Source organism: Nocardia sp. NPDC049737 (assembly GCF_040674755.1).
In the GTDB taxonomy this organism is placed as follows: Bacteria; Actinomycetota; Actinomycetes; order Mycobacteriales; family Mycobacteriaceae; genus Nocardia.
Genome location: NZ_JBFANH010000037.1, coordinates 16,413 through 29,407, shown reverse-complemented (window position 1 = coordinate 29,407; position 12,995 = coordinate 16,413). Strand labels below are relative to the sequence as shown.

General features: G+C 68.2%; 8 protein-coding genes. 4 read left to right on the top strand and 4 right to left on the bottom strand.

What is annotated here, in order from left to right; genetic code table 11:
- Nucleotides 1-87 precede the first annotated feature (87 nt).
- Genes AB0J47_RS35885 through AB0J47_RS35875 form a run of 3 tightly spaced genes read right to left on the bottom strand, consistent with a single transcriptional unit; the run spans nt 88 to nt 1,949 of the window.
- Nucleotides 88-828 carry a VOC family protein gene (locus tag AB0J47_RS35885; RefSeq protein ID WP_364356798.1) on the bottom strand — a complete coding sequence of 247 codons (741 nt, stop codon included), beginning with the start codon at nt 826-828 and terminating at the stop codon, nt 88-90.
- 39 nt (nt 829-867) lie between these two features.
- Entirely contained in the window at nt 868-1,164 is a 297-nt protein-coding gene (locus AB0J47_RS35880) for an MGMT family protein (RefSeq protein WP_364356795.1), read from the bottom strand.
- Nucleotides 1,164-1,949, bottom strand: coding sequence for an alpha/beta hydrolase (locus AB0J47_RS35875; protein WP_364356792.1), 786 nt, complete (start codon nt 1,947-1,949; stop codon nt 1,164-1,166). The genes AB0J47_RS35880 and AB0J47_RS35875 overlap by 1 nt, the downstream gene beginning before the upstream one ends.
- A 109-nt stretch (nt 1,950-2,058) precedes the next feature.
- Here AB0J47_RS35875 and AB0J47_RS35870 point away from each other — a divergent pair, with 109 nt between their 5' ends.
- The 4 genes from AB0J47_RS35870 (at nt 2,059) to nudC (ending at nt 12,659) form a co-directional block, all read left to right on the top strand.
- Nucleotides 2,059-6,186: a PD-(D/E)XK nuclease family protein gene (locus tag AB0J47_RS35870; RefSeq protein WP_364356915.1), complete on the top strand. Its 4,128-nt coding sequence runs from the start codon at nt 2,059-2,061 to the stop codon at nt 6,184-6,186.
- Nucleotides 6,183-10,541 (top strand): UvrD-helicase domain-containing protein, encoded by a 4,359-nt coding sequence (locus AB0J47_RS35865; protein ID WP_364356789.1) that lies wholly within the window; start codon nt 6,183-6,185, stop codon nt 10,539-10,541. The genes AB0J47_RS35870 and AB0J47_RS35865 overlap by 4 nt, the downstream gene beginning before the upstream one ends.
- Before the next feature lie 136 nt (nt 10,542-10,677).
- A complete protein-coding gene (locus AB0J47_RS35860) occupies nt 10,678-11,733 on the top strand; it encodes a potassium channel family protein (RefSeq protein WP_364356786.1) in 1,056 nt (351 codons plus the stop codon).
- 23 nt (nt 11,734-11,756) lie between these two features.
- Entirely contained in the window at nt 11,757-12,659 is a 903-nt protein-coding gene (gene nudC, locus AB0J47_RS35855; protein WP_364356783.1) for an NAD(+) diphosphatase, read from the top strand.
- A gap of 61 nt (nt 12,660-12,720) precedes the next feature.
- Here nudC and AB0J47_RS35850 read toward each other — a convergent pair whose 3' ends face one another.
- Nucleotides 12,721-12,951 (bottom strand): mycoredoxin, encoded by a 231-nt coding sequence (locus tag AB0J47_RS35850; protein WP_364356912.1) that lies wholly within the window; start codon nt 12,949-12,951, stop codon nt 12,721-12,723.
- Between the last annotated feature and the right edge of the window lie 44 nt (nt 12,952-12,995).

The following is a 12,995-nucleotide window of genomic DNA, read 5'->3' as shown; positions in this document are numbered from 1 at the left end:
CCTGGCGCGAGAGAGGGCATGGCCGACATGCTAATTCGTCGGGTGTATAGATCCGGGGAGGGCGGTCTGGTTCCAGCGGTCGCAGGTCTAAATCGTCGAATAGTCCGGGGCCGGTCGGCGCAGGCAGAACTCGTTCGTCTCCGGATCGGCGAGCACCACCCCGGGCGCGCCGTCCGCATCGACCGGGGTCGCGCCGGCCGCACGTAGTCGGGCCACCTCGGCGGCCGGATCGTCGGTGGGGAAGGACGCCAGGTCCAGGCGCACTCGATTGCGGCCGCTCTTCACATTCGGCGTATGGACGAACTCCAGCCACGAACCGAGCCCCGTCGCCGAGCGCAGGCCGACCACCGGCGCGCCGCCGGAGGCGAGCGGCCAGCCGGAGGCAGTGGACCAGAACTCGGCCAGCCGCGCCGGATCGTGGGTATCGATCACGATGGCGGCGACCGCGCCGGTATCCACATACTCCTCGCGCGGCTCCAGCACGCAGAACTCGTTGCCCTCCGGATCGGCGAGCACCACCCACGGCACCGCGCCCTGGCCGATATCGACGTGACGAGCGCCGAGCGCCAGTGCGCGGTCGACTTGCACCCGCTGATGATCGAGCGAGCGACTGGCCAGATCCAGATGCATCCGGTTCTTGCTGTCCTTGGCGCGCGCGGTGGGCAAGAAGGTCAGGGCCAGATCGAGGCCCTCCGGATCCGGGGCCGCCACATCGACCTCGTCGGGGCGGTCGACCGTCACCGACCAACCCAGCAACTCGGCCCAGAAATTCGCGACGAACCGGGGCCGGTCTGCGTCGAAGACGACACACGCCAGGCGGGTGGACATGATTCAACGTTAACCGCCGATCGAGGGTGGCGGGGGCGTTTACGGGAGCGGAAAACGCGCGGCGCGCAGGTCCACTCGGCCCTCGCGGATCGGCACACCCTCGGCGGCCAGCAGGTGCAACTGCCGATCGGCCAGATGCGCGGCGGGCTTACCGCCCGCGCCTATCACCCGATGCCACGGCAGATCGGCGGAGTCGGTGCGCATGATCCAGCCGACCGTGCGCGGGGTGGACAATCCGGCCGCCGCGGCGATATCGCCGTAGGTGACCACTCGGCCCGGCGGCACGGCCGCGACCAGCGCGCGCACCCGTTCGACCTCGGCATCGGTGGTGGGCATTACAGGACCGATCGGATCAGCGCCGCGGTCTCGGCCGGGCGGGCCTGGGCGACCATGTGATCGCAGTCCCATTCGAGCACGGTCAGATTCGCGCCCATGTGCGCCGTGAGTGCGCCGCGGAACTCCGGAGTGACGAAGGGCGGCACCACCTTCATGGCCTGCACCAGGATCGTCGGCAGATCGACCGGCGGTAGCACATAATGCCTGGCCAGCTGACCCCAGTAGGAGTTGATGGCGGGCAGACTGATCCGCCAACCGACCCGGCCGTCGGCGGTTGGCATCAGATGTTCGGTGAGTTCGGCCTCGAGCAGGCGCGGCTGCACCTCGCCCCAGCCGGTCGCGATCTTGTCCTGGCGGGCGTGCTCGACCGTGTCGTAGTCCGGTGAGGCCAGGCTGGACAATGCGATATCCATCAGGCGCTCCGCCGCCAGCGCGATCGCCGAATCGAGCAGGATCAGCTTGCGCACCAGGTGCGGATGGTGGTGGGCGAGGTGCAGCGCGCAGGCGCCGCCGAAGGAGTGCGCGACGACGACCACCGGTTCGTCGGTCTCCGCGGTGAGCAGTTCGACCAGATCCTCGACGATGGTCTCGAAGTTCCACGGTGGCAATGCGGTCGAGCGCCCATGTCCGCGCAGGTCGGGGGCGATGAGGCGGACCTCGGGCAGATGTCGGGTGGCAAGCTCCTCCCAGCGTTTGCCGTGGCCGGTGACACCGTGCAGGGCCAAGACCTTCGGCCCGTCGTCAGGTCCGAACCGGTACACATTGAGAGGCGACACAGGTCTCATATTGGCGCATCTGGAAATCCGTCGCAGATCCAGGCGTTGTGTCCGACCTCACCGATCGGTGAATCGCCCGCGTGGCGTGTCGGAGGTGTCTGTTGCAATAGCCCGCGTGGTGCGATCGGATAGCGCGGTGCGACTTGTTCGCCGGAATGTGGCGGCACCCCCGGCTCGGACCTGGGGTGCCGATGTTCGCGCGCTGTTCGACGCCGTGGCGGCGGTCGGCCCGATTCGACCGGACTGGCGGCCGTGGCAGGTGCTCGGTGGACCGGGAACCGGCAAGACCGCACTGCTGATCGATCTGGCCGCCGAGCGCATCGCGGCGGGCGCGGATCCGGAATCGGTGCTGGTACTGACCCATTCGAAGCAGGCGGCGAGCACGGTGCGCGACGCCATTACCGCGCGGTTGACCGATCCGAACTCCGCCGAGGGCGGGGTGCCCGGCGCAACCAGGGAACCCCTGGTGCGCACATTGCATTCCTACGCTTTCTCGGTGCTACGCAGACATGCGAGCGCACACGGCAATCCGCCGCCGCGTTTGCTGACCGGTGCCGAGCAGGATGCCGAACTGCGCGAAATGCTGCGCGGCGACCTGATCGATATCGCGGCCGGGGCGAGCGGACTGTGGCCGCAACGACTGCAACCAGCACTGGGCCTCGGCGGATTCGCCGAACAGTTGCGCGATCTCATGCTGCGGGCCACCGAACGCGGACTCGGACCCGAGGATCTGGTGCGGCTCGGCCGCGAGCACGGTCGGCCGGAATGGGTGGCGGCGGGCAAATTCGCGGTCCGGTACGAGCAGTCGATGCTGCTGCGCTGGTCGGTCGGGGTGGAAGCACCCGAGGCGACCGCGCCCGCGCTGGATGCGGCCGAGCTCGTCGGAGCCGCACTGGATGCGCTGGCCGGTGATGCCGAACTTCTTGCCGCGGAACGCAATCGGATCCGATACCTGCTGGTCGACGATGCCCAACATCTGGATCCGCAGGCCGCACTGCTGGTGCGGGTGATGGGCACGGCCGCGCATACGGCGGTCGTGGCGGGCGATCCGGACCAGGGGGTATTCGCCTTCCGCGGCGCGGATTCGCGCTTCGTCGCGGACCTGGCCGCACCCGATGGACAGCGAATCATCCTGCGGGACAACCACCGATCCGGCGGCGCGGTGGAACTGGCCGTCGCGCGGATCGCGGCCAAGTTGCCCGGAAGTGCGCCACAACGCTTTTCGGCACCCGATCACACGGTGGCGCCGAAGGACGACGACACCGAGGTGCGCGTGCGGGTGCTGGCCACTCCCGCGAAGGAAGCAGCCCTGATCGCCGACCATTTGCGCCGCGCCCATCTCACCGATGGTGTGCCGTGGTCGCGCATGGCGGTGATCGTCCGCTCGGTGCCATTGTCACTGGCTCCGCTGCGCCGCGCCCTATTGGCGGCCGGAGTGCCCGTACAACAGCCCGCACTGGACGCGCCATTGGCCCGGCGTCGCGGCGCGGCCTGGATGCTGCTCGCATTGCGCGCGGTACTCGCGGAGGATGCGCAGCGTCGTGGGCGTCGGCGTGCGGCCGAGGCGATGTTCTCGGCCGAAGACGCATTGGATCTGCTGGCAGGGCCGCTCGGCGGTGCCGATCAAATAACTCTGCGTCGGTTGCGTCGTGGTATTCGGCGCAGTGTGCTGGAGTCCGCACGCAGCGAAGCCAAGGCCGCACAGGCGCGTGCGAGTTCCGTGACGGGCGATGAACCCGATTGGACCGCAGAGGGTTTCCCACCGGAGGAGGAAGCGTTTCCGCTGGAGCAGGAAGGCTTCGAGTCAAGAGCGGACAGCTCTGAACGGAACGTGACGACGTCCGAACGGAATATCAGCCGAGTCGAGCGGATTACCGACGATGCCGATTGGTACGGCATCGAGCCGGAATTCAGTAGCCGAGATTTGGAATGGCAGAGTGACCAGTCCGGATCGGACATCGACGATTCCGCTCCGGATAGTGATGACCCTGGACACGGGGGAGCGGTACATCGACGTGCAGATGTCTCCGAACGGGGCCGGGGCGAGTCCGAGTTGGCCGCAGAGGGCGCTGGGCGTGGCGTGGATGCCGCCGCCGAGCGAGGCGCTGATGACGCTGAACCGAGCACGAACCAGGCTGAACTGGGCGCACATGCCTCGGAGCGGGACATCGACCAGACCCGGCGGAGCATGGATGGCGCCGAGTGGGACGTCGACGATGCGGGGCGAAGTACGGATGGCGCTGAGCTGGGTGCGGGCGAGGCCGAACGGAACTCACTGCGAACCGATCGGGGAGACACAGTCGCTTCCGCACGGAGCAGCGGCGACCAGGAAGGGGACTCTTCGGCACCTGAACCGGACGACAGCGATTCGGAATGGCGCGGGTATGTCGATAAATCCTCGGCGGAGGTGTTGCGTGACCTGCTGGTCGGCCGCGCAGATCGCCGAATCGTGGAGCGGCTCACCGATGTCGAGGCGGCACCGCTGAAGCGGGTGTTCGACGCGCTCGATCGGGCAGTCAAGACTCGGCGGCGTGGTGCCGGTCTCGAGGATGTGCTGTGGGCGCTGTGGACCGGGTCGCGGTTGGAGCGCCGGTGGGTGGCGCAGTCCGAACGCGGTGGGGCGGCGGGTATGCAGGCCGATCGCGATCTGGATGCCGCCGTCGGATTATTCGATGCCGCAGCCGCTTATGTGGATCGACTGCCGCGCGCGAGCGTTGAGGGTTTTGTCGAATTCCTTGTGCAGCAGGAGATTCCGCATGACACTCGATCGCTGACTGCGCCACGGGAGGCGGTCGCACTGCTCAGCGCGCACGCATCCGCGGGCCGGGAGTGGGATGTGGTCGCGGTTGCCGCTGTGCAGGAAGGTATTTGGCCGAATCCGCGCCCGCGCGGCACCCTGCTGCAGACCGAGGATCTGGTCGACCTCACTGCGGGCATTGTCGACGCGGGTGCGGTGGTGAGCCGGGCGGCCCCGATCATGGCCGAGGAGCGCAGACTGCTGCTGGTCGCGTGCAGCCGGGCTCGGCGCTCGCTACTGGTCACCGCCGTGGAGTCGGTGTCAGGCGAACGCGATCTTGTGCCGTCCCGATTCCTCGCTGAACTTCTCGGCCACGACGATGACAGCGAACCCGGCGCGCTTCCGGTCGCCGATCCGGGCCGCGCCCTGGTCATGCATGCGCTGGTGGCCGAATTGCGCGGTGTGGTCTGCGATTCCGAGGCCGAACTGGAACGCAGACGTCGCGCCGCCCACCAACTGGCCCGGCTGGCTCACGCCGGTGTGCCGGGTACGCATCCCGACGAATGGTATGGCACAGCCGATCTCAGTTCGTCGCGTTCGCTCTGGGATGACGACGACACCGCCGTCGCCCTGTCCCCGTCCACCGTCGAACTGCTGCGCACCTGCCCGCTGCGCTGGGCGCTGGAACGTCACGGCGGCACCGACGGCGATAACCCGCACGCCGTCAAGGGCAATCTGGTCCACACCCTCGTCCAGGCGCTGGCGGGCAAGGTGCCCGAATCGCAGGTCCGCGCCGCACTGGACAAGGCGTGGCAGGCCATCGATCCCGGCACCGGCTGGCATTCCCGCCAGGAACTGCGCCGTACCGAGGCCATGCTGGAGACCTTCATGGCCTGGGTGCGCAATACCCGGGGTGAATTGACCCAGGCCGGTGTGGAGGTCCCGGTCGACTGCGTACTGCCACCGCGCACGGAAGACGAACCTGCCGTGCGGATCCGCGGCCGAGTCGACCGACTGGAGCGCGATGCCTTCGGCCGGTTCGTCATCGTCGATGTGAAGACCGGGAAGTCGCCGGTCACCAAACAGGCCGCCGCCGACCACGCCCAGCTCGCCACCTATCAGGTGGCCGCCGCCGCGGGCGCACTCGACATCACCATTGGCGAGTCCACCTCCGAATCCGGCCGCGCGCAGGATGAATCTGCCGCAGGCGAATCGGGCCCGTACATCAGCGAGACCGGCTCTGGCGAACCGCTCGGCACCACAAGCGAACCCGGCGGTGCGCGGCTGGTCTACGTCGCCAAGCCCAGCAGCAGGGAGGGCGCCACGCAGCGCATGCAACCTCCGCTGGATGCCGAGGCGCTCGACAAATGGCGTGGCACGATTCATGATGCCGCTGCCGCAACCCAGGGCCCGAGCTACCTCGCCATGCGCAACGATGGCTGCAGGCACTGTTCGGTCGCGGGTAGCTGCCCCGTCCAGGACACCGGAAGGCAGGTGACCGACGAGTGAGCGTATCGCCGAACCGGCTCGCGGAGGCGCTCGGCCTGCCACCACCTACCGGGGAGCAGGCCGCGGTGATCGCGGCCCCACCGGGACCGACCCTGGTCGTCGCCGGTGCGGGTGCGGGCAAAACCGAGACCATGGCCGCCCGCGTGGTGTGGATGGTCGCCAACCGCTTGGTGCTGCCCGACGAGGTACTCGGCCTGACCTTCACCCGAAAAGCCGCCCAGCAGTTGACCTCCCGCATCCGCACCCGGCTGGCCCGGCTGGCCGGTTCACCGCTGCTGCGCGACATCGACACCGGTGGTGAGCTGCGCGCCCAACTTTCCGGCGCGGAACCCGAGATCAGCACCTACCACTCGTACGCGGGCCGCCTGCTCACCCAGCACGGCCTGCTGCTGCCGGTGGAACCCGCCGCGACGCTGCTGACCGAAACCCAGCTGTGGCAGCTCGCCCACCAGGTGGTCCGCAACTGGGACGGCGACCTCGACACCGACCGCACCCCGGTCTCGGTGACCGAGGCCGTTCTCGCGCTGTCCGGCCAACTCGCCGAACATCTGGTGGAACCCGAACAACTCGCCGAGGCCCACACCGAACTCGAAAAACTGGTCCACACCCTGCCCGCGGGGCCACGCCAACGCGGCGGACCGAGCCAGGCCCTGCAGAACATCGTCCAGGTGCAGCGCGAACGTGTCGCCCTGCTGCCCCTGGTCAAACAGCTCGCCGAGGCCTTACGCCGCCGCGGCGCACTGGATTTCGGTGCGCAGATGTCGCTGGCCGCCCGTCTCGCAGCCGAACATCCCGAAGTCGCCGACGCCGAACGCGCCCGCTTCCGCCTGGTCCTACTCGACGAATACCAGGACACCGGCCACGCCCAACGCATCCTGCTCGCCTCGCTTTTCGGCGGATTTTCTGCGCAACCGCAGGCCAGGCGCTCACCCAAGGCCACCGGCCCATCGAAGTCCACCGCTGACACCGGGGTCGACCGGCCCCCGTCGTCCCATACGCCGATCGACCCCGACGTTCGCCGGGAACCTCGCTCCGACGACGGTGAGTTCGATGCCGGTGGGGGCGAGTTCGGCTCCGAACGCGGTGCGTTCAATCCTGGCGGAAGCGACCCCGGCCCTTATCGGAGTGTGCCCGACGGTGGCGCAAGCGGCTCCGGCTCCCATCGGGCCGACTCCGAGGATCGCCGCAGTGACGGCGATGCGACGCGCGGGCGTCGGTCGGATGCCGAGCAAAGGGCAACCAGTCGTGGCGAACAGCGACTGGCGGTAACCGCGGTCGGCGATCCGATGCAGTCCATTTACGGCTGGCGCGGTGCGTCGGCAGCCAACTTGCCCAGGTTCGCCACCGATTTCCCGAGCGCTCCAGGCATTCCCGCGCCGATCCTGCCGCTACTGACCAGCTGGCGGAACCCGCCGGAGGCATTGGCTTTGGCGAATCTGGTCGCCGAGCCATTGCGTCGCAATGCCATCGATAGCGGCGGCGTAACCGTTGACGCACTGCGCGCGAAACCCGATGCCGAACCGGGCATTGTCGCACTGGCACTCACCGAAACCGTTGCCGACGAACGGAATTGGGTGGCCGTCCGGATCGCGGCGGAATGGTCGGCCAAACGCGAAGCAGGGGAGCCGTCGCCGACCTCGGCCGTACTGGTGCGTCGCAATGCCGATGCCGCCCCCCTTGCCGAAGCGCTACGCGAACAAGGCCTTCCGGTGGAAATCGTCGGCCTCGGCGGTCTGCTCGCCACCCCTGAGGTCGCCGATATCGTCGCGACGCTGCGGCTGATCGCCGAACCCGGTGCGGGCAGCGCCGCCATGCGCATACTCACCGGTGCCCGCTGGCGCGTCGGCGTCGCCGATCTCGCCGCACTCGCTCGCCGCGCCAGAGATCTGTCGATCGGCCGTCTGCACGGCAATGAAGTCAACGAGATCACCGATTCGACCGCACTGGCCGAGGCGCTGCGCGAGGTGGCTCCCGAACCGGCCGAACAGGCGGGCCTGGCCGATGCGATCGCCGATCCCGGTCCGCCGGAACAGTATTCGTTGTCCGGATTCAAACGCATCGTCGCATTGGGCCGAGAACTCGCCGCATTGCGCGAGCGCAGCGGTCAGCCGCTCGCCGAACTGGTCTCGGATGTGGAGCGCACCATCGGCGTCGGCGTGGAAACCCAGGCCCGCCGCGCCATGCTCGGCGCCGGTGCCGGACGCGAACATCTGGACGCCTTCGCCGAGGTAGTCGCCGGTTACGCCAGCGATTCAGGCGCCTCGCTCGGCGGCCTGCTCGCCTTCCTCGCCGCCGCCGAATCCGTCGAAAACGGCCTCGAACCGGGCGAAGTCGAGGTCGCACGGGATCGCGTCCAGGTGCTGACCGTGCACGCGGCCAAGGGGCTGGAATGGGAGATCGTCGCAGTACCGCATGTGACCCGCGGCGTCTTCCCTTCCGGTGCGGCCTCGGGCACCTGGCTCGGCGCGCTCGCCGAACTCCCAACCTCCCTGCGCGGTGACCGCAGACAGGACGATGCCGCCGAGGGCGTCCCCGTACTCGATCTCGCCGACCTCTACGACCGCGCCGATCTGGAACGAGCGATCAAGTCCCACAAGGAATCCCTGGACCGCCGCCGCATCGACGAAGACCGCCGCCTGTTCTACGTCGCTCTCACCAGAACCGAACGCGTCCTGTTCGTCTCCGCCCACCACTGGGCCGAAACCGGCACGACCTCGAAGGGGCCGTCGGATTTCCTCCTGGAACTCAAACTCGCCAGCGAAACCCCCGACAGCCCGGCCCATGGCGCGGTCACCATCGACCGCTGGGACGATGCCCCCGACGTCGACGCCGTCAACCCCTTCACCGATAACCCCGCAACCGCCGAATGGCCCCGCGACCCTCTCGGCAACCGCCGCGACCCCGTCGAACAGGGTGCGGCCCTTGTCCGCGCCGCCCTCGCCGAACTCGCGGCACAGCCCGCGGCGACGAATCGTGCGGGCCCGCCGGCAACCCGCGACAAGGCAAATGCCGCAGCCGATTTCGTGGACCGCGCGCCCCATGATCTCGACATGACACCGACTGTAGACCCTGCCACCGACAACTTGGCCGACCCGAGAACAACGGTCGACCATCCTGCCGCGGTCGCGCTGTCGGCCGATCCGTATGCCGACGTTCCCCCGCCCGACTACCCCGACGCACCCGCACCGTTCGACGACTACGAACCACCCGCGAGCGCCCCCGGTGCGCCGAATCCGTATGGCCAGCCCGAATTCCCGTCGCCCACACCCGACTTCGAGCCACCCCTCGACGACTTCGAGCCGCCGTCAGACGGCTTCGCGCGGACGCTCGACGACTTCGAGCCGCCGTCAGACGGCTTCGCGCGGACGCTCGACGACTTCGAGCCGCCGTCAGACAGCTTTGCACCGCCCTTCGACGACTTCGAGCCGCCGTCAGACGGCTTTGCACCGCCCTTCGACGACTTCGAGCCGCCGTCAGACGGCTTTGCACCGCCCTTCGACGACTTCGAGCCGCCGTCAGACGGCTTCGCGCCGCCGTTCGACAACTTCGAGCCCCCCCCGGACGAGTTCGGCTCGCCGACCTCCGAACCCGCACCGCCGCACGACCATTCCGCCGACCACGCGCCCGATCCCGCCGATCCCGACGGCTGGTCCGCCGACGTCGACGCCCTCCTCGCCGAATTCGAAGCCGACCAAGCCATCGCCCAGGAAGTCGAACTCCCCGGCCAGATCGCCGCAACCGCCCTCGTCGAAATGCGCGCCGACCCAACCCAACTCGCCGCTCGCCTGCGCCGCCCACTGCCCTTCCCGCCGAATCCACTGGCCCGCCGCGGCACCGCATTCCACGCCTGGGTGCAGCGCTGGTTCGCCGCCGACCGGCTGCTCGGCTTCGATGAACTTCCCGGCGCGGCCGACAACACTGCCGCCGACGCGGGCCTGGACACCGAGCTGGTCACCATGCAGGAGTCCTTCCTCAACTCGCCATGGGCCCATCGCAGCCCGCTCGAAGTGGAGATCCCCTTCGAAACCTCGATCGCTGGCACGGTCATCCGGGGCCGGATGGACGCGGTCTTCGCCGAACCCGGCGGCGGCTGGATCGTGGTCGACTGGAAAACCGGTGCCGAACCCGCAACCGCCGACGAGCCGGCGGTCGCCATGCAGCTGGCCGTCTACCGACTGGCCTGGGCCAGGCTTATGGCGGCGCGCGACCACGGCACCGAAGCGGAAATGCTCCAACGGATCGGCGCCGCATTCCATTACGTGCGCACCGGACGCACCATCGCGCCCGCCGAACTTCCCGGCCCGGACGAACTGGCCGAGCTGATCCGGAATGCGGCGCCGACGCCCCCGGAATGATCGGAGAGATTCACCAACCGTTCGCGTCGGGGTCAGGCGTGGCTGCCGGGACCCGGTAGGCTGCCGTGCGTGCCGGAGGGACAAGCAACGCCGGAGACGGCCGAGGCCGTGGCGAGTACAGGGGCGGGTGCCTGCGGTGTTCGGTGATCGCGCACGCAGTGTCGGACTGTCGAGTCGTCCGGATTTCGCGCTGGTCGGGGTGCTGCGTATTCCCGAAATCCAGAACAGCCCATGGGCTTCGCTGGTGCGCCGGGTGCTCTTCGCTATCGGCTTGCTGTTCGCCGCGGCGCTGGTGGTGTATTTCGGTCGCGCTGGGTACCACGACAATTCCGGTGACGAGCTGTCGTTCCTCGACGCCTTCTACTACGCGACGGTATCGCTGTCGACCACTGGTTACGGCGATATCGCGCCGGTGACCGCCGAGGCCAGGCTGGCCAATATCGTCATCATCACGCCGCTACGCGTGCTCTTCCTCATCGTGCTCGTCGGTACCACTATCGGCGTGCTCACCGAGCGCTCCCGGCAGGCATTCAAGATCCAGCGTTGGAGGCGCAGCGTGCGTAATCACACCGTGGTCGTCGGATACGGGACGAAGGGCCGCACCGCGATCGACGCCATGCTCGGCGACGGCGTACAGCCCGCCGATATCGTCGTGGTCGATACCGATGCGGTCGCGCTGGAGGGCGCGGCGAATGCGGGTCTGGTGACGGTGCACGGTTCGGCCACCCAATCCGATGTGCTCCGGTTGGCCGGTGTGCAGCGGGCCGCCTCGGTCGTGGTCGCCGCCAACCGGGACGACACCGCCGTCCTGGTGAGTCTCACGGCGCGCGAACTCAATAGGAGCGCCAAGATCGTGGTCGCCATCCGGGAGGCCGAGAACACCCACTTGCTGCGCCAGTCCGGTGCGGATTCGGTGGTCGTCTCCTCCGAGACCGCGGGCCGGTTGCTCGGCATCGCCACCACCACCCCGACCGTGGTGGAGATGATCGAGGATCTGCTGACCCCCGAACAGGGCTTCGCGGTCGCCGAACGCGATGTGGAACCGTCGGAGGTCGGCGGCTCCCCGCGCCATCTCGGCGATATCGTGCTCGGCGTGGTGCGCGGCGGTGAGTTGATCCGGGTCGGCGAGGCCGAGGTGGACGCGCTGGAAGCGACCGACAAGCTGCTCTACATCCGGCACGCAGGCCGGTAATACCGGCGCGATAGTCTCGGACCGTGGCCTCTGGATTTCAGCTCAATGGTGTTCCACTGCTTTCGCGTTCAGTGCTCGACCGGGCCGAGGAGATCCGGGCCGACGAACAGACGCTGAAGGAGGGCTGGGCCGAGGCCGAGTTGCTCCGTATCAACAAGCGCGGGCAGTTCCGCTTCGACGACGGTGCGCTGGTACTGGAACCGGCGATCGAACTGTCTGCCGAGCCGAATCCGGCCGCGGTGTTCCTCGGCATCCACGGCGGCAAACACGTGTGGGCCGTGCGTGATGCCGAACTGCAGGACACGCTGACCGATCTGCGTGCCATGGCGGGCGGTCTCGACGATCTCACCGCCGACTTGCTCACCTCTGCCATGGCCCTGCTGAACTGGCATGACAAGGCCGGATTCAATGCCGCCGACGGCACGGCATCCACTGCGACCAAGGGCGGTTGGTCGCGGGTCACCGAGAACGGCCATGAGGAGTTCCCTCGGATCGATCCGGCCGTCATCTGCCTGATCCACGACGGCGGCGAGCGGGTTCTGCTGGCCCGCCAGCACACCTGGCCGAAGACGCTGTTCTCGCTGCTCGCCGGATTCGTGGAGGCAGGGGAGTCGTTGGAGCGATGCGTCGAGCGCGAGATGCGCGAGGAAGTCGGACTCGACGTGCGCGATATCACCTACCTGGGCAGTCAGCCGTGGCCGTTCCCGCGCTCGCTCATGCTTGGCTTCGCCGCCATCGCCGATCCCGATCAGCCGCTGATTTTTTCGGATGGCGAGATCGCCGAGGCCTACTGGTTCACTCGGGCCGAGGTGCGCGAGGCGCTGGCCGTCGGTGACTGGTCCGCCCAGAACCAGGGCGCACGGTTACTGCTGCCGGGCTCGATTTCCATCGCACGCACGATCGTGGAGTCCTGGGCCGCGCTCTGATCGAAGACATACGAAAGCTCCGTGCGGGCTACTCGGTCCGCACGGAACGATCGCAGCCTGATCAGGCCAGCGCGGCCAATGCCTGTTTGACCGCGGCCAGCGACGGATTCGTCGCCGTTGACCCATCCGCGAACTTCACCGTCGGCACCACATGGTTGCCGCCGTTCACACTGCCGACGAATTCGGCCGATGCGGGATCGTCTTCGATATCGATCTCGACATAGCTGATGCCGGACTCGTCCAACTGCTTCTTCAGCCGTCGGCAGTAGCCGCACCAGGTGGTCGAGTACATCGTCAGAGCGGGAGTCACGTCAGTCACGGACGGTTCAACATTTG